The following is an 18328-nucleotide window of genomic DNA, read 5'->3' as shown; positions in this document are numbered from 1 at the left end:
ACCTCGATCAAACACCAAGGCCTAATGAAACACTAAGGCTCAATTTTATTCAATATATAAAAAAGGGTGTCATTTGAACGATCAAATGACACCCTTTTGCTTTTCTTGTTTCTAATGTACTGTTTCTTGTCTTCTGTTTGCTATGAGTGGTTAGACGTTTCCGTTATCACTTACCGTTCTAAGCTGAGTCAGATATTTAATCCAACCTTTCGCCTCAGAAGATGGTTCAATGTTGTTCGCACGCTTCGCTTGAGCAAGGGCGTTATCTAAGTTCTTTAACTTATACCATGAGCGCACTTTTGCTAATGCAACGTCGGCCTGTTTGTTTTTGTCTTTCACTTTGTCTAAAACAACAAGCGCTCGGTCGTAGTAACCTTGCTGTACCAATAGCTGTGCCACATTCCAGTGGTATTGATTGTCCTTTTTAGACGCTAATGTCCACACTTCAATGGCATTGTCCCACTCTTTAGCTAGCTGCCAGTAAGTTGCTTGCTCAGCCAGAAGTTGAACGTCGCTGTTCGCATCATCTAGCTTGCTAATTTCTTGTGCTGCGCGTTCTGGAATGCCGCGTTTCGCGTAAAGCTGTGCTAACAAGCGGCGATCTGAGTTTTTCAGCTCAACACCTTGTAGATCAGCCAGCGCTAATGTGTTCAATGCATCACGATTACGTTCTAATCTTAGCTGAATACCAACAAGTTGACGCCACCAGTTATCTTTCTCTGGTTGAAGTTCAATGAGGCTTTCCAGTGTTGGAATAGATTGCTTCCACTGTTTTAACTGAAGCTGTGCGCCCAATTTTAGCGATAGAGGCGACAACTCTGCTTTTGAATTGAATTTGTCTCGATTACCGATGGCAACTAGGACTTTCGACCAGTTTTCAATTTGGTATTCAGCTTGTGCAATTCGCATCCAAAGCGTATCTTTCTTTTCTTTTTCTGGCGCTGTTTTCACTAACTGATAGTAGTGCGGAAGCGCGTTTTTAAACTGCTGATCGTTCAACAACAAATCAGCCAGCATGCGTTTCGTTATCCAAGCCTGTTCATCAACCAGCAAATTGCTGTCGACCGCATAAGTAAGCTGCTTAATTGCCGTGTCGGTTTTGCCATCTTGCCAGTAAAACACACCAAGCATACGAGCTACGTACGCTTTGTCGTAGCCTTTCGAAAGCTCCAAGCCTGCAAGCACATCAATCGCCTGTTTAACCTGTTCATCTTGAGCAAGCTTATGCGCCTTTTGAACACGAATAGCAGTATATTGAGTTAGCTCTTTTGCTTGTGTTGTAAGGGGCATTAACAACAAGCCCACTAATATCCATATCTGTTTCATCATTTTGCCAACTTAAACTCTAGTTTCACGGTTTGACCAACCTGAGCTATCGCTTTTCCATCGACGACTTTCGGTTGATATTTCCATTTTTTAAGTGCTCTCATCGCTTCACGTTCAAACATACGACGTGGGTTCGCGTCAGTGACTTGGATATCAACTGGGCGTCCCGTTTCATCGATGGTAAAAGACATAATGACATGCCCTTCAGCACCACGCTTAAGCGCTTTTGCTGGGTAACGAGGTTCAACTCGATACAAAGGCATTGCCTGTTGGTTCGACCCAAAATCAGAAAATGTCGGCGCGTTAATCGCGAGGCCATCAACAGATGTATTCAAATCCAATGAAGGCAGTGAAGACATCGAATTCAGAGGCGTAATTTCAGCTTGTGACTGAGACGTTTGCGCTTCTGGTGGTGGTTCTGGCATTTCTGGCTGTTCAGGAACGGCACGTTGTCTTCTTTGGACATCTTGTTCTTGTTCTACCATCACCATGTTGAAACTTAAAGTCTCACCACTTTCTGGAGAACGTTGATGACCATTATCAACCATCCAAGCCATGAAGGAGAACAGAGCTAAACCCAGTGCCCCCGCTATCGGTAAGGCAAGAAAAAGGCGAATCATTTATGAAGATCCTCCAAGATCATCGCTTTTCAGCAGCAAGTGCAATGTTCTTAACACCCGCACCTTTAGCAGCGTCCATCACTTTAACCACCGTTCCGTTATAAGCGTGTTCATCCGCTTGGATAACCAAAGATGCATCAGGTTGTTCTAGTAATAAATGTTCTAACGTCGCTTGAACACGTTCAACATCAACGACACGTTTATCAATGAAAATGTCATTCGCAGACGTAATCGCAACAAAGATGCCCGCATCCTTTTGGCTTACTACGTTAGAAGCTTGTGGGCGATTGACTTCAACCCCTGATTCACGAACAAATGAACTGGTCACAATAAAGAAAATAAGCATGATAAATACGATATCAAGCATCGAAGTAAGGTCTATTTGAGCCTCTTCGTTTTTAGAATGACGTCGACCGAGTCTCATCGTTGACTCCTTAAAGATTTTTCTAATTTTAATTCTAAACGGTTACACACTTTCGCTAAACGCGCGTGAACAAACATGCCCGCTAGTGCAGCAACCATACCCGCCATGGTTGGCAGCGTTGCTAACGAGATACCTGAAGCCATCAATTTAGGGTCGCTGCTTCCTTGAGTCGCCATGACATCAAAAACAGAGATCATACCGGTAACGGTGCCTAACAAGCCCAACATCGGACAAATAGCGACTAACAGTTTAATAAAATTCAAGTTTTGGTTAAGCAAAATACTCGCTTGTCCTAACCAACCTTCACGAATGGCTTTGGCATGCCAAGAAGAGTGATCTTCTCTTTCATGCCACTTTGTAATCCAAGCTTGGCGTTGTTTTGGAAAATAGAACGCAAGATAAAGCACGCGTTCTACCACAAGCACCCAATACACTAGGACAACAGCCGCTAGCCACCACAGGACGAAACCGCCCTGCTCCATAAAGCTTGATAAAGACAGCAGCCAGTCACTCGTTAACCAACTCGCTGGTAATAGAGAACCCGACAAAATATCCATTACGCAGCAGTCCCAACTGGTGAAACAACAGCTTTTGATTCAACTGTCTTTTCTGCCTGCTCAGCAACAAGGCCAATACCCTGCTTCTCAAGAATATTGCGAATATTTTCTGACTGAGTGCTGAGAATGTTGTGTGCCAATAGCAGTGGCATTGCAGCAACCAGGCCAAGTACGGTTGTTACAAGCGCCATCGAAATACCACCAGCCATGACTTTAGGGTCACCATTACCAAACTGTGTGATCACTTGGAATGTTTCGATCATGCCGGTTACGGTGCCCAACAAGCCAAGCATAGGAGCGAGTGCTGCTAAAAGCTTTAGCATCGACAAACCTTTCTCAAGGTGAGTTTGTTCATCAACGACGGCTTCTAAAAGACGTAACTCTAGTGCTTCAACCGTTTGGTTTTGCTCTTTGTTGTAAACTGCAAGAACGCGACCAAGAGGGTTGTCGCCCGCTTGTTCAGGGTTTTTCAGTTGTGCGCGAATTTTCTGACGAGCGATAGCCAAAGAAATACCACGAACCAATGCGATGATTAAACCAATTGCCAACAAGCCAAGAATCACTTTGCCTACTACGCCACCAGCTTGAAGGCGATCAGTTAGGCTTGGTTCCAAAGCTAATTGTTCTAGCATGAATCCACGAGAAGGATCGACAACGATATTAGATACGTCACCATTAGCAAGTGCGGAAAGCGACGCGAATGTTGGACCATTTGATGGCTGTTTCAGATACGCGATTGCATCTTCGCGTTGGGTGTTCCAGCTAACATAACCCTGGTCAGTCACTAGGCCGATTGAACCTAGACGATATGCATTAGCCTTTTGTGTGTTGCCTTCACCATTGATGAACGCAATTTGAGATTTACCAAGCTCAGAACTCGCTTGAATTTGCTCAACCATACTCATCCACAAGCCAGATAGCTGTGGCATTGATGGCAATGATTTAGCATCAATGATTTGCTCAACGGTTGCAGTATGTTCAGCACGATCAACACTGTTCACTGTAGAACTAAGCTCTGCACCTAGCTCTTTTGCGTTTTGGCGAACGACGCCAAACAACTCACCGAGACTACCCGTTTCTAAACGCAGTTTCTCTTCTAAACGAGCAAGTTTGTTTTCGTTGTCGCTGAATGTTTGAGTCAGAACATCTGTAGCGCTTTGGATTGAGGTGCGTTTCTCTTCAAGCTGCACTTTGATCGCTTTGAGCTCTTGTTCTGTCTTTTTGAAATCCGCTTCTCGAACCACATTGTGAGAAGCTTGAGTTCGACTCTCTGATTTTGCTTTATTAACTAATTGAGCAGTCGTGTCTGATGCAGAGAAAGCAGAGAATGAAATAGATGTAATGCAAAGTAATGCGGCCAACGGTTTTAAGTTCATTACTTAACCTCCGCAACAGTTAGAGAAACAGGTAAAGTAATCAAGCTTGGCGCCGCTTGTTGACCAGCAATATCGTAGGCTTTATCTAGCTCAGACTTCATCGAATGATCAAGCTCTTGCCACTGAGCATTTGTTTGATTCCAAGCCCAGTACTGGCTGCCATTTAGATTGCGAGCGACTAAAGATATGCGACCTAGGTGCAGTACATCAGCCTCAATCGTTTTTTCACTGGTCAATGCTACGCGACCTTGATAGACACCCAGCTTGATACCGTAATCCATCTCAATTTGATATGCCTCCAGGATACGACGATACTTTTCTGCATCACTTACGTCAGCGCGAGTCATCATAGCTTGAAGCTTTTCAACTCTTTCTAGACGCTGTTCTTTCTTGATTGGCACATCTTGCTCAACTAACTGCTGAAGGCCATCAATCATCTGGTACATCAGAGGCACAACACCTTGACGTGTATATTTGATTTCGTCGATCTGCGCTTCAATGCTCTGAGCTTCTTGATTCTGGCTCTCAACCAATGCAGCAAGATGGTCGTGATAGATTTCTAAGTTTTTAACTTCTTCTTGCAGACGCTCAATCTCAGCTTGCAGCATTAAAGTCGCTTGTGAGCTTTTATCAATAACCTTTTGGCTCGAAGCCGACGCGTTATTGGTCTTGTTTTGAATTGATTGAGCTTGATCCAAGCTGTTTGCCATCGAAGACGTTGCAACCAAACTGATGGCAAGCGCTAGGCTAGTTTTTAAAAGATTCATAATTGTAGTCATTTACTATAAGAAGAAGGTCAAATGAGTTTTATTGATAAGCAGTCTCATTATCATTAAAAGTCACTCGCATTACTAGGGATATTTTTACTAAATAGCAGAATCACGAAAGGGGAAAGTCGAAACCTTCCCCTTAGTATTTAAGCTATCAATGACACCCTACAAACAAATTAGTATTTAACCTGCAGTGTTGCCATGTAGTTGCGGCCTTCGCCAATGACTACGTCTTCTGCAAATTGGTGTTTTGAAGAAGTTGAACCACCACCCGCTAGGTATTCTTTATCAAATACGTTCTCTACTGTTAGGCGAGCAACGAAGTCTAGAGAGTCGTCGTACTTAAGTGTGTATGCTGCACCCATGTCGACACGAGCATAGCCATCTTTCTTGAACGTGTTCGCACTATCACCGTAACGAGAACCCTCATAGATAAGACCTAGGTTCACATCAACTTCGTTTGTTGCTGCGTAAGTAGACCAAACGCTTGCTGCAAACTCAGGTACGTCAACTGGACGGTTACCTTCATACGTTTCATGGTTAGCGATTTCCGCGTCTAAGTACATTGCAGAACCAGACATAGAGAATTTTTCTGAGATAAAGCCTTGCGCGGCTAACTCAGCACCACGGTGAACTTGTTCGCCACCTTGTGTCTTCGTCCAATCACCTGATGAAGTGTCTTCTACATCCATCGAGATGTTTTCTTGGGTAATATCAAATACCGCACCTGAAACGAATAGACGCTCGTCCATCAGTTCCCACTTAGTACCAACTTCGTATGATACACCTGTCGCGGCGTCAAGAAGTTCACCGTCGTTGGTGTAGTTGCGGCTTCCGCTAGAAACAACACCTTGTGGCTCAAAGCTTTCGGAGTAAGAAGCGTAAATGCTACCGTTTGATGCTGGGTGGTAAATCACGCCAAGCTTAGGTGCTACGTTTTCTTCTGCAACGCCATCACTTACTTTACGGTCGAAACGAGCACCCGCAAGAACTTGCCATTCGTCATTGATAGTAATCAGATCTTGGATATAGAAACCCCAAGTATCGTAAGTGCTCATCTTACCTAGCGATGTTGACCCCACTGACGGTGCTGGTACCGTTGCATCTGGTGCGTATTCACCGCTGCTGAAGCGATCCATACCACGATAATAGCTGTAACCTAACCAGTTAGCGCCGAATAGTAATTGGTGCTCTGTGCCAGCAAGATCAGCGGTTGTAGTTAGATCGACGTAAGCCGTTCTGAAACGCCATTTATCGTGACGATAGTTACCACCTTGAGTGACTGTACCCGTACCATCAGGGTTCATATTTCTAAAGCTTGGGTAGCTTTCCATATCAATGCGTTCGAAATCTTGGTAGTTGAAACCTGTTTTTAAAGACCATGTGTCTGTCAGGTTAGCAGCAATATCAAAACCTACGTTCTCAACATCGTTTTCAATTTGTGACCACTGCGCATCCCAAATGTGCTTGTCGCTACCCACTCGGTTGCCGTCTAGTGTGTATAGTGCACCAGAATCTACGCTACCTTCGTCGTTAGTCTTGTCGTAGTGAACAGAAACCGTCACGTCTTCAGATACATCGTAATCAACGAAGACACCACCAACAAAACGCTCTGTTTGTGGTTCAGTACCATCACCGTATGTTCTCCAAGAGCCGTAGCTTTCTTTAGATAGAATTGCGCGACCACGTAGAGTTTCAGCATCGTTTAATGCGCCACTTACATCTAGAGTCGTGCGAGTGTGATCATTAGAGCCGATGTCTTGGCTAAGGCTTACTTGTGTATCGTAAGTAGGCTTCTTGCTTACCATGTTGATCAAACCACCTGGAGCAGAAATACCGTAAAGAAGACCTGATGGACCTTTAAGTACTTCAACACGCTCTAGAAGTTCGATTGGTTGGCGGTAGTGAGACCAGTGTTGTTGACCATTTTTGAGGAAGCCCGAAGAGCTCTGTACAGAAAAACCACGTAGAGAAAAACGCTCACGGTTACGGCTTGTGCCACCAGCACTTACACTCGCGTCATTCTTAAGAACGTCACCTAGCGTTGTTGCACGCTGTTCATCGATGATTTGCTCATCGATTACTGAAACTTGTCCCGGAGTCTCTAATTGAGTCGCCTCCATGCGCATTGCTGTTGTGTTTGTGTCGGCCTTGTAACCGTAGTCACGACCTTCAACAACCATGTGCTCGTCTGTTTTTACTGTTTCTGCCAATACTGCTGGTGAAGCTAATACTGCGCCGATCACTAAGGCCAATGGGCTCTTTGAAAACATGTCCTTTACTCCGCTTTTATTCTTTTGTACGAGCACTTTGTTATTTATTCGATGTGCTCGGTTGAACCGTTTCCGGTACCACTGAATCATTTCGGGAGTGAATATAAGTGATAATTATTACCATTTGCATTAAATTTACATTCTTTGCATTCGTAAAGATTTGTAAAGCCCACTGAACGTACACTTTCTTTAGCTCAACAAAATCAATTCAATACGTTAATTGAGCGTGCAGATCTGTAAACATGAAGTCAACATTTCACTATAAGGTCATTTGTCTGATCAATCTAAGCAGCCAAGATCAATACAAATACTGTCTTGTCTTATTTACTACCTTTGAAACGACTGATTGATGTATAAAACCCTCGATAAATGTAAATAAATGGTGAATTATTTTGTTTTTATTTGTTTAATTTACACAATTATCAGTGATTTTGATCACATCTATAATTTCAAACTCATTTTTTGTTTTTCGATTTGATCAACCGACTGCTAATCTCCCGCTCACTTTGAAAAGGTATCAAAGTTATAAATAATAAGGAGTGTTCTAAATGAATACCAAGAAACCTATGTCGCTAACTGGTCGAGTTATCCTCGGTATGGTCGTGGGCATATTAACGGGATTTGCCATTCAATCCCTTTTTGCAGACAGCGGATTTGTTAACAACTACATTGTTAACGGACTCTTTGAAGTAGGCGGACAAATTTTTGTCGCCAGTTTAAAAATGCTTGTTGTGCCACTAGTCTTCGTTTCACTAGTGTGCGGTACAAGCTCTCTTAAAGACTTATCAACTCTTGGCCGTATGGGTGGCAAAACGCTTGCACTTTATATCGGTACTACAGCCGTTGCTATCACTCTAGCACTTACTATCGGCAACCTGTTCCAACCTGGAGCTGGTGCGGATCTTACTGCTGCGAGCTCTTTCAAATCAGCGGATGCCCCTTCTTTGGGCCAAGTAATCATCGACATGTTCCCAACCAACCCTATTCAGGCGATGGCTGAGGGCAAAACGCTGCAAGTTATCGTATTTGCTGTGTTGTTTGGTATTGCAATCAGTGCAGCGGGTAAACCTGGCGAGCGTATCGCTGCGGTTTTCTCTGATTTGAACGAAGTGATCATGAAGCTTGTTGCGCTACTGATGAACCTTGCGCCTTATGGTGTGTTCTTCTTGATGGCGAAGCTGTTCTCCGGCCTTGGTTTAAGCGCAATCTGGAACCTAGCAGAATACTTCTTAGTACTTGCAGGTACCCTACTCCTACACGGTTTGGTTACTTACAGTGCGATGCTAAAAGGTTTCACAGGTTTAAGCCCTATTACGTTCCTACGTAAAATGGAAGATGCCATCATGTTCGCATTTTCAACGGCTTCTTCGAATGCGACGATTCCAGTAACAATGGAAACGGCTAAAAACCGCATGGGCGTTGACAACAAAGTCGCTTCTTTCACTGTACCACTAGGTGCAACAGTGAACATGGACGGCACTGCTATCATGCAGGGTGTTGCAACGGCGTTTATCGCACAAGCCTACAACATTGACCTTACTATGGGTGACTACTTGATGGTTATCCTAACAGCGACATTGGCGTCTGTTGGTACTGCAGGTGTTCCTGGTGTTGGTCTTGTTATGCTAGCAATGGTATTGAACCAAGTTGGTCTACCGCTTGAAGGTATCGCGCTTATCATGGGTGTTGACCGCCTTCTTGATATGATTCGTACCGCAGTAAACATCACAGGTGATAGTGCCGTAACTATCATTGTGGCTAAGTCTGAAGGTTCTTTTGACGAAGCTCGCTTCAATGACCCTGCGGCTGGTGAGAAAGAAGAAGAAGTTAAGCTAACACGCCAACAGGCATAATCTAGCTTTTCTGTCGCTCTTACCTTCAAGCTGAGGCGTAATTAATGGCTATGCCTTAGCTGATAATGAAAAGCGTATAAATAAAAACGCCACTGCTGATGCAGTGGCGTTTTTTATTGGGCTATGTTTCTAAGCTATATTACTAAGTAATGTTTCTCAGCACGCTTTCAGTCATCGTTATAGATGGAGCACGACAGGTAACAACAAGAGGCTAGTCGGCGATTGGGAACATAAGGTTCACTCTAAGCCCTCCACCGTCTCTATTCTCAGCAGTAACATGCCCATTCATCACTCCCATCGCTTCCTTCACGATCGCTAGCCCAAGACCGTAACCACCAGACTGTTTATCACGGGCTGACTCTATGCGAGTAAACGGATCGAAAATCCCTGCAATCTTGTTATCAGGAATGCCATGGCCGTCATCTTCTACAGATATGACACTGTAACGTTTATCGGTTAACAGTTCATAGGTAGTCACGACAACATGAGCATTCTCACCCGCATATTTGATCGCGTTACTGACCAAATTACCGATAACTCGCAGGAGCAACCTTTCATCAACATTAACCATTGATGTCGGCGTCTCTAAATCACCAATCAAAGTTTGATTCGGTTTTAAATCATTTTGCATCTGCGCGATTAGCATCGAACAATAATGCTCAAGATGCATCAAGCTTAACTTGGAGTCATAGCGAGACGTTTCTAGACGACTGAATTCAAGGATCTCACCCACCAGCTTGTTCATCTCTTCCGTTTCGCTTTCCATTCGCTCAAGCAAGCCAATGCTCTTATCATCTACCTTGCTACGCAAAAGATGCAATGCGAGGTTTTGCCTTGCCAATGGTGTTCTAAGTTCATGAGACACATCACGAATCAAACGGCGTTGCTTTTCAGCCAAAGACTTAATCTCAACCGTCATATGATCAAAATCATGAGCAAGTTCGTTGAACTCCCGCGTCGTGGAATTTAACTCAGAAACAACACTGACAGTGAAGTCGCCTTGCGCTAATCTTCGGCTCGCTTCTCTTAATCTATCCAGCGGCTGCTGCAGGCTTTTCGCCATGATAATTGAGAACAGAGACAACACGATCAAAGCTATTACCGCTTTCAACATGTAAGAATATGGCGCAAAGGATTTAGCCGGGTGAAACTGGTGAGGGAGTTGGATAACCAGTGTTTTACCGTTATCGAGTGGCAGGCCGAATATCGGCTTACTCACACGGTCACTAAGTTGATGATCTAAGGTACGCAGGTACTTGAGTTTGAATTCAAAGTGCGGATGCATGTGTCGATGGGTAATTGGTCGATTATTTTCATCAATCACAAATAGATAGTAACCTTGAGCATTGCCCCAGTCAGCTAACTCATCCATATCCCCTTCTTCGATCAGCACATTAGCTTGATACGCAAGATCCAACATTTCAGCTTTGACGGATTCTGGTACCTTCAACAAAGCCTTCATCAACGCTCGTTCAGCCACGCCTTGAAGGATTAATATACTTACCAGAATCACCGTCAGGTAACTGAACAACTGGAACGTTAAGCCATCCTTACGCTTGGCAATAAAATCAGGGCAACGCAGCAGTTTCTGACTCATACCCCTACCGACTCTAGGTAGCTATAGCCTTTACCACGAACGGTTTTGATATGTTGCTTAGACAAACCTGCCTGAACGAGCTTTCGACGAATATTACTGATATGCATATCTAAATTACGATCGAAAGGACAGAGTTCTTTCTTTAGAACATGGATTTGAAGGTCAGATTTAGATACAACAATACCGTCGTTTTTGACCAAGTAATCAAGCAGTTCTTTCTCAGTACCCGTTAACGGTAAACGAGAAAGTTGTTCACACAAGCCTTGATTAGATGAAGCCAAAGATTGCCTTTGACGTTCAAAACCAACGCGGCGCAAGATCACCTTGATTCGGGTTAGGAGCTCAGGAACATTGAAAGGTTTGGCGATATACTGGTCGGCTCCAGCTTGGTAGCCATCCAGCATAGAGGCATCGTCGTTCAGTGCAGTCAGCATAAGAATAGGAGTAGCAAAACGCTGACAAATACGCCTTGCCACTTGAATTCCGCTCAAGTTTGGAAGCATTACGTCTAGTAGAACCAAATCGACAGGGTTCGATTGAATAAACTCTAGCGCAGATTCACCACAATGAACGGTATCGACGTGATACCCCTCATTTTCCAATACTTCACCCAGTAACTCACACAACTGGATATCATCATCAACAACTAAAACGCGAGACATTGCACACACCGATAAATAAGAACAGTTTGCATTCTAATTATCGTTATTATTGATTTCAATTATAAAGTGCAGGATTTCCTCTATAGAAGAAAATCTTTTTCAATCGGTACAAATTTTGAGGCAGAATCGATAAGATTTTGAGCAGTTAACCCTGGTACACCATACACTTCAACAGGTTTGCCAAAACGCTCTTTGATTCGCTCTACAAGGATTTCGAAATCACCATCTCCTGATACCAAAACAATCTTATCAACCGTCTCCGCAAGTTCTATCGCGTCTAACGCAATACCCACGTCCCAGTCGCCTTTTGCACTGCCATCTCGACGCTGAATAAAGGGTTTTAACTTCACATTAAAACCAACACCACGAAGGATATGATGAAATTGACGCTGCTTTGGATCTTGGCTTGAGATTGCGTAAGCATTAGCTGCCACCACGTTACGCCCTTCCGTGGCAACATACCAAAACTGGTTATAGTCGAAGTTAGAACGGTATTTGTCGCGCGTTGTGTAGTAAACGTTCTGAACGTCGACCAAAATTGCTATGTTTTCCATAATTTCATACCTTTAGATTTTCCGTATACCCTATTCTATTCAACTCTAAAATGCGAGCCGCTTTCTTTAATAAAAATGAACTCATTGGCTATGCTTAACGTAGTTATTATTGGCTTAACGCAGCTGTTATTGGCCTAACGTAACTGCTATTGGCTTAACGTCGCTACTATTAGCTTAACGTAGTTGTTATTAGCTTAACTCAGAGCTTGTTTGAGTTTATCAAGGAAGGTGGAACATGCAGTACCGACAAATAATCAGATCGTACGTTGGCAGCAACACCAATGGCTCAGTATTGCCACGTTGCTGCGCAGCGATAACCAAAGCAATATCCAAACCATTGAAAACTCTATTAACAAGCGTGGTTATGTTTATGATTCTGTCAGTCAACTCGTTGCACGCTTACCCAGCCTACTCTCACTCCAAGGCCTTGCCGCACCGCAGTGTGATCTATTTTGCACCGAAGGAGGACTCTACCGTCAAAGAGTTTCTCAATGAAGTGTTGATCAATAACTGTCAATTGGACGAACGTGATGTGGTCGTAATGGTAATAGCAGAAAGCGGCTACACCGTACCGACATGGCTTGATGAAGAGTTTAATCTAGAGGCAGTAACCAGCATCTATGAGATACAGAAAGGGTCGCATACTGCTGTTTTGATAGGTAAAGACGGAAAAGAAAAGCATCGATGGAATGGGAAGACTGATTGGAACCTGATCACCAACATTATTGATGAGATGCCTATGCGCCAAAAAGAAATGCAGCGACAAAGTAGCCGCTGCAGTATTTGATTCTTAGTCAGCTAAGCGGTCGCTTAACACATTAACTTGTAAATTAATCAATTAAGCTTGCTTGTTAAACCAAGCCAATTTTTCATGAAGCTGAGCAACGCTACCTACCACAATCAATGCTGGGCTTTTTGCGACACTCGCAAGGTTGGCTAAGTCACTCAAACCACCACGGAACACTTTCTGTTCTTGGCGCGTACCATTTTCAATAATCGCAACAGGCATGTCTGCTCGCATACCGTTATCTAGTAAGTTTTTCTGAATGTTCGGGCTCTCTTTTAAACCCATGTAAAACACGATCGTGTGATTGTGTTGAGCAAGCGAACGCCAATCAATATCTTCACCATCTTTCTTTAGATGACCAGTAATGAATTGAACGCTTTGTGCGTGATCTCTATGTGTAAGCGGAATACCCGCATACGCGGTCGCGCCTGCAGCTGCGGTGATACCGGGTACCACTTCAAATCTCACACCATTTTCAGCCAGAGTTTCGCACTCTTCACCACCACGACCAAAGATAAACGAGTCACCGCCTTTAAGGCGAACAACATGTTTATTTTCTTGCGCTTTAGTCACTAGCAGTTGGTTGATCTGATCTTGTGGTACACAGTGATGGTCGAGCTTTTTCCCCACATACAGCATTTCCGCACCGGAGTTAGCCATTGCCAAGATATCTTTAGATACTAAGCGGTCATAAACGACCACATCAGCCTGTTGAATAACACGTGCCGCTTTTAGGGTAAGTAAGTCTGGGTCACCAGGGCCCGCGCCTACTAATGAAACCAATCCTTTGGTTACTTCTTTAACATTCGATGACGATACTTCTGACATGCTGTGCTCCGAAGGTTTGCTTGTTTTATCTCAAGCTTCAATCTATGTGATAAGTCACTGTACTCATGATGACTTATCCAAATCCTTAACCCTTAGACTATCAGGTGTTGAGCTAAATATTCAGTCTAAATACTAACGAAGATAGAAGTAATTATAACAAAACAATCTATTGCAGGTATTTGATACCAATCGTAGTAAATAACTGTTCATCCTAGCTGGTTAAAACGCTCGATAACTTCGTTAGAATTTTTGATTGTAGAATAACTACTTATCGAAAAATTCCGCCTTGTTCTCAATCCTTTTTCCTGCGCTATTTCTGATCACTTACTTACTTACTGTGATTGGTATTACTCAATAACAATCAACGCATTGATGATGTTTAAGGCTTTCGAACTAAAAAAGCCCCAAACATGTTGTTGGGGCTCTTAATCTCATACTAAATTACGTTTCACCGTATTCAGAATTACTTAGCACCTAGAGAAGGAGCTGTTCTTGCGTGTGTTAGGAACAAAGGAACACATGTTAAGAAAAGGCCACCTACGATGTTACCAAGGATTGTAGGGATAAGGTTGAAGTTCAACCATGTCGCGATACCGAAATCAGCGCCTAGAATCATACCTAGTGGGAATAGGAACATGTTTACTACTGTATGCTCGAATACTAATGCGAAGAAGATAAAGATTGGGAACCACATCATTGCTACACGACCAGACACAGTACGTGCTGTCATGTTACCAATCACGCCTAGACATACCATTAGGTTACAGAAGATACCGCGTACGAAACACGTGATCCATCCGTCCATACCCATGTTTTCAAAACCTAGGCTACGAGCTGTAGAAACCGCAATGAACTTTTGTGCTACTGCGTTTGGATCTAAAGAGAAGTTACCCGTTAATGAGATAGCAACCAGTACCGCAACGATTAGAGAACCGATAAGGTTACCAAGGCCAACAATACCCCAACAACGTAGAACACGCCCCCAAGTCACACCTGGGCGGTTATCGAATTTCGCTAAAGGAGCAAGGCCAAATACACCCGTTACTAGGTCGTAGCCCATAACACTTAGAATAACGAAGCCCACTGGGAACACAAGAGCGCCAACAATACCAATGCCTGTTTGCACGATAGTCGTAATTGCCACAACAACAGCAAGAGAAAGAATGATGCCTGCCATTGTGCTTCGAATCAGAAGATCGCGAGTACTTGTTTTCGTTTTCGCTTCACCCACATCGATCATCGTTTGAACGAATTCAGCTGGTTTAAAATCAGGAGACATAAGGTTGTCCTTAAAAAGTTAAAATTAAAAGTTAAAATCGGATAGGAAAAGGTTCTAGTTGCCGAACTAAGGCAATGTCGATAACTAGAACCCTTGATCTATCAAATCTTGTTACGTATTCGATTATGCTGAGATTTCAACAGCACCTTTGGTAATTCGAGCTTTATACGCTTTCACGCTGAAGTTCTCGTCTTCCATGCACACACCTGTTGCTAGGTTAAAGCGTTGTTTCTTAAGTGGGCTCGCCACCCAAAGCTCACCTTTGTGCTCAACCGTTAAACCGCGAGATAAAACGTTTGATTGGAAAAACGGGTCAGTATTACTAATAGCGAACACTTCTTCAGCTTTAGTTGGGCGGAAAATAGCAACTTGCTCACCACCAACCAATGCACAAACACCGGTACCTGGAATAATATCTTCGATCTTACAAACTTTGGTAAATGCCATGATGTCGTCTCCCAATTAAACCAGTTCAACGTGAAGGATGTCGCCCTTCGCTTCTGGGTGTTTTTCTGTAAATGTTGCTGGGCGGTGTTGTTCACGGCCATCGTTAACAAACACAACGTTTTCATCACGGTCATCAGCATTGATGAAGTGTGAGAAGCGCTTAAGTTGAGCTTCATCGTTGATAGTGTCAGTCCACTCACAAGCAAAGTTGCCCACTAGGCCAGCGACGTCAGCTTCAAGCTGGTCGTTGATGCCAAGTTTATTATCTACAATCACTTCACGTAGGTAGTCAACGCCGCCTTCTAGGTTATCCATCCATACCGAAGTACGTTGTAGTGGCGCGGCCGTACGGATGTAGAACATCATGAAACGATCGATGTATTTCAGCAGTGTTTCTTGGTCTAGATCGCTTGCCAATAAATCTGCGTGACGAGGCTTCATACCACCGTTGCCACACACATACATGTTCCAACCAGCGTCCGTTGCGATAATACCTAAATCTTTACCTTGAGCTTCAGCACACTCACGAGTACAGCCAGACACACCGAACTTCATCTTATGAGGAGTACGGATGCCTTTGTAACGGTTCTCGATCATCACGCCTAGGCCAACTGAATCTTGAACGCCGTAACGACACCAAGTTGAACCGACACATGTCTTAGCCATACGAAGTGCTTTTGCGTAAGCTTGACCCGTTTCGTAACCGGCTGCGATTAACTTCTTCCAGATTGCTGGTAAGTCATCTTTCTGAGCACCGAATAGACCGATACGTTGTGCACCAGTGATCTTCGTATATAGGTTGTATTCAGCCGCAACATCCGCAAGAACGCTTAGAGCTTGAGGCGTTACTTCGCCACCCGCCATGCGAGGGATAACCGAATAAGTACCATCTTTCTGAATGTTACCTAAGAAGTTGTCGTTGGTATCGTGCAGTTTTACTAACTCAGGCTTAAGGATGTGTTCACCCCAGCAAGAAGCAAGAATAGAACCCGCAAGTGGCTTACATACTTCACAACCGTAGCCTTTACCGTACTTCTCAAGTAGCTCGTCGAATGTTTTGATTTCTTCGATGCGGATTAGGTGGAAAAGCTCTTGGCGAGAGTAAGCAAAGTGCTCACAAACGTCGTTCTTCACTTCCACACCCGCTTTAGCAAGTTCAGCGTTTAGCACAGAAGTCACAAGTGGAATACAACCACCACAACCTGTACCTGCGCCAGTCACTGCTTTGATATCACCAATGGTGTGGTGACCTTCAGCAACAGCTTGAGCGATCTTGCCTTTGGTTACGTCGAAACAAGAACAGATAACTGCAGTTTCCGGTAATGAGTCAGCGCCAAGCGTTGGTTTTTCACCGCCAGCGTGTGCTGGAAGAATCAATGCATCTGGATGTTCTGGTAGGTCAATTTCGTTCAACATAAGTTGAAGAAGGTCACCGTAATCAGAAGTATCGCCAACCATTACTGCGCCAAGCAGTTTCTTGTTGTCTTCAGAAACGATTAAGCGTTTGTAAACTTCTTGCTCTTCGTTTTGGTAAACGTAGCTTTTACAACCAGGAGTACGACCGTTTGCATCACCGATTGAACCTACTTTCACGCCCAGAAGCTTAAGCTTCGCAGACATGTCAGCACCTTCAAATGTGCTTTCGTTACCAACAACGTGGTCAACAGCAACGGTCGCCATTTTGTAACCCGGAGCAACAAGGCCGTAGAACGTTTGGTTCCAAGACGCACACTCACCAATCGCATAGATGTCTTTATCCGTCGTTTGACAGTGATCATTAATCTCGATACCGCCACGAGGTGCGATACCCAAGCCCATTTGACGAGCAAGTTTGTCTTGTGGGCGAATACCAGCAGAGAATACGATGAAATCTGTTTCGAGCTCTGTTCCGTCTGCAAAACGCATCACGTTACGAGCTTCAGTGCCTTCAGGAGCAATCTCAAGCGTGTTCTTGCTTGTATGTACGTTTACGCCCATACGTTCGATTTTTTGACGCAGTTGGTTACCACCCGCTAGGTCAAGTTGCTCAGCCATTAGCTTAGGAGCAAACTCAACAACGTGTGTTGTCACGCCAAGTGCTTTTAGTGCACCAGCCGCTTCAAGACCTAGTAAACCGCCACCAACAACAACACCAGACTTAGAATTCTTAGCGGTTGCTTCAATAGCTTTTAGATCTTCGATTGTGCGGTAAACAAAACAGTCTTTACCTTCGTTGCCTTTAATTGGCGGAACGAAAGGGAAAGAACCAGTAGCAAGAACAAGTTTGTCGTATTGGATTTCACGGCCAGTGCTTGAGTAAACCGTTTTTTTCTCACGGTTAACGTTGATTGCACGTTCACCGATCAGCATGTTTATGCCGTTTTTCTCGTAGAAGCCTTCTTTAACTAAAGAAAGTTCGTCTGCAGTGTGGTGTGAAAAGTAAGAAGAAAGGTGCACACGGTCATACGCAACACGTGGTTCTTCACAGAACACCGTAATGTCCATGTTCGCAACATCTGTCTTCTCGACTAAATCTTCGATATAGCGATGACCGACCATCCCGTTACCAATTACGACTAGCTTCATCTTGCTCATAAGAATTCCTGAAGGTTATATATTTCTTAACTACACGAATAATGAATTATGAAAGAAAATGAAAATATGATGTAAATCAATTACGAAAACGAACTACCCGAAAGGGGTAGAACAAAAGAGGTAGATCTGCTTATTTATCGAGCTAAGCAAACGAATAACCTTTGTTTTGATAGGGTTTAGCGGGATTTTATATACACTTTGGCGCACTAGAAAGAGTGTTGTAAAGTTTCATAATAGGTTAGCAACAACGTAAGTAAATAACAATCATTTTCATTTACCGTTCCATTTTCTACTCTACAAATTGCCAAATCTCTTACTTCATGAAGAAGTATGAGTAATTGTGAAGAGTCATATGATCAATTAATGGTGACAAAGCAAATACCATCTCCTCCACTATTACG

At 43.7% G+C, this 18328-nt stretch carries 16 protein-coding genes; 2 read left to right on the top strand and 14 right to left on the bottom strand.

Going from position 1 to position 18328, the window contains the following annotated elements; all coding sequences use genetic code 11:
* Nucleotides 1-150 precede the first annotated feature (150 nt).
* The 7 genes from AC3CH4_RS22405 to AC3CH4_RS22375 all read right to left on the bottom strand — a co-directional run bounded on the left by AC3CH4_RS22405 (nucleotide 151) and on the right by AC3CH4_RS22375 (nucleotide 7346).
* A complete protein-coding gene (locus AC3CH4_RS22405; RefSeq protein WP_488543868.1) occupies nucleotides 151-1329 on the bottom strand; it encodes a tetratricopeptide repeat protein in 1179 nt (392 codons plus the stop codon).
* Entirely contained in the window at nucleotides 1326-1946 is a 621-nt protein-coding gene (locus AC3CH4_RS22400; RefSeq protein WP_488543867.1) for an energy transducer TonB, read from the bottom strand. Before AC3CH4_RS22400 ends, AC3CH4_RS22405 begins: the two co-directional genes overlap by 4 nt.
* Nucleotides 1947-1965: 19 nt before the next feature.
* Entirely contained in the window at nucleotides 1966-2370 is a 405-nt protein-coding gene (locus AC3CH4_RS22395; RefSeq protein WP_004731145.1) for an ExbD/TolR family protein, read from the bottom strand.
* A complete protein-coding gene (locus AC3CH4_RS22390) occupies nucleotides 2367-2927 on the bottom strand; it encodes a MotA/TolQ/ExbB proton channel family protein (RefSeq protein WP_004731144.1) in 561 nt (186 codons plus the stop codon). Before AC3CH4_RS22390 ends, AC3CH4_RS22395 begins: the two co-directional genes overlap by 4 nt.
* Complete coding sequence (locus AC3CH4_RS22385; protein WP_479301939.1) at nucleotides 2927-4303, bottom strand: MotA/TolQ/ExbB proton channel family protein; 1377 nt, start codon at nucleotides 4301-4303, stop codon at nucleotides 2927-2929. Before AC3CH4_RS22385 ends, AC3CH4_RS22390 begins: the two co-directional genes overlap by 1 nt.
* The gene (locus AC3CH4_RS22380; RefSeq protein WP_372244835.1) at nucleotides 4303-5070 is read right to left on the bottom strand and encodes a DUF3450 family protein; all 768 of its coding nucleotides are present in this window, start codon (nucleotides 5068-5070) and stop codon (nucleotides 4303-4305) included. The genes AC3CH4_RS22385 and AC3CH4_RS22380 overlap by 1 nt, the downstream gene beginning before the upstream one ends.
* A gap of 179 nt (nucleotides 5071-5249) precedes the next feature.
* Nucleotides 5250-7346 carry a TonB-dependent siderophore receptor gene (locus tag AC3CH4_RS22375; protein WP_488543866.1) on the bottom strand — a complete coding sequence of 699 codons (2097 nt, stop codon included), beginning with the start codon at nucleotides 7344-7346 and terminating at the stop codon, nucleotides 5250-5252.
* A gap of 548 nt (nucleotides 7347-7894) precedes the next feature.
* On the opposite strand from AC3CH4_RS22375, the gene AC3CH4_RS22370 reads away from it, so the two are divergent.
* Nucleotides 7895-9199 (top strand): dicarboxylate/amino acid:cation symporter, encoded by a 1305-nt coding sequence (locus tag AC3CH4_RS22370; protein ID WP_017093555.1) that lies wholly within the window; start codon nucleotides 7895-7897, stop codon nucleotides 9197-9199.
* 211 nt (nucleotides 9200-9410) lie between these two features.
* Here the strand turns inward: AC3CH4_RS22370 and AC3CH4_RS22365 are convergent, their stop codons facing one another.
* The 3 genes from AC3CH4_RS22365 to AC3CH4_RS22355 form a co-directional block, all read right to left on the bottom strand.
* Nucleotides 9411-10796, bottom strand: a complete 1386-nt coding sequence (locus AC3CH4_RS22365) for a sensor histidine kinase (protein WP_054546804.1) — start codon at nucleotides 10794-10796, stop codon at nucleotides 9411-9413.
* Nucleotides 10793-11458, bottom strand: a complete 666-nt coding sequence (locus AC3CH4_RS22360) for a response regulator transcription factor (RefSeq protein ID WP_065206173.1) — start codon at nucleotides 11456-11458, stop codon at nucleotides 10793-10795. Before AC3CH4_RS22360 ends, AC3CH4_RS22365 begins: the two co-directional genes overlap by 4 nt.
* Nucleotides 11459-11538: 80 nt before the next feature.
* Nucleotides 11539-12012: a LabA-like NYN domain-containing protein gene (locus AC3CH4_RS22355; RefSeq protein WP_017076007.1), complete on the bottom strand. Its 474-nt coding sequence runs from the start codon at nucleotides 12010-12012 to the stop codon at nucleotides 11539-11541.
* A 235-nt stretch (nucleotides 12013-12247) separates the two neighbouring features.
* On the opposite strand from AC3CH4_RS22355, the gene AC3CH4_RS22350 reads away from it, so the two are divergent.
* Nucleotides 12248-12799: a DUF4174 domain-containing protein gene (locus AC3CH4_RS22350; protein WP_488543865.1), complete on the top strand. Its 552-nt coding sequence runs from the start codon at nucleotides 12248-12250 to the stop codon at nucleotides 12797-12799.
* A gap of 51 nt (nucleotides 12800-12850) precedes the next feature.
* On the opposite strand, the gene cobA is transcribed toward AC3CH4_RS22350, so the two are convergent.
* The 4 genes from cobA to nirB all read right to left on the bottom strand — a co-directional run bounded on the left by cobA (nucleotide 12851) and on the right by nirB (nucleotide 17927).
* Complete coding sequence (cobA, locus tag AC3CH4_RS22345; RefSeq protein WP_171312852.1) at nucleotides 12851-13627, bottom strand: uroporphyrinogen-III C-methyltransferase; 777 nt, start codon at nucleotides 13625-13627, stop codon at nucleotides 12851-12853.
* Nucleotides 13628-14090: 463 nt separating this feature from the next.
* Nucleotides 14091-14906 carry a formate/nitrite transporter family protein gene (locus AC3CH4_RS22340; RefSeq protein ID WP_017109568.1) on the bottom strand — a complete coding sequence of 272 codons (816 nt, stop codon included), beginning with the start codon at nucleotides 14904-14906 and terminating at the stop codon, nucleotides 14091-14093.
* Between the two features lie 123 nt (nucleotides 14907-15029).
* Entirely contained in the window at nucleotides 15030-15353 is a 324-nt protein-coding gene (gene nirD, locus AC3CH4_RS22335; RefSeq protein ID WP_004731122.1) for a nitrite reductase small subunit NirD, read from the bottom strand.
* A 15-nt stretch (nucleotides 15354-15368) separates the two neighbouring features.
* Nucleotides 15369-17927, bottom strand: a complete 2559-nt coding sequence (gene nirB / locus AC3CH4_RS22330; RefSeq protein WP_237288844.1) for a nitrite reductase large subunit NirB — start codon at nucleotides 17925-17927, stop codon at nucleotides 15369-15371.
* Between the last annotated feature and the right edge of the window lie 401 nt (nucleotides 17928-18328).

The sequence above is a fragment of the Vibrio sp. QJM3NY_26 genome (genome assembly GCF_057786005.1).
Note: the sequence above shows the minus strand (reverse complement) of the source record. Positions and strands in the feature narration are given on the sequence as shown.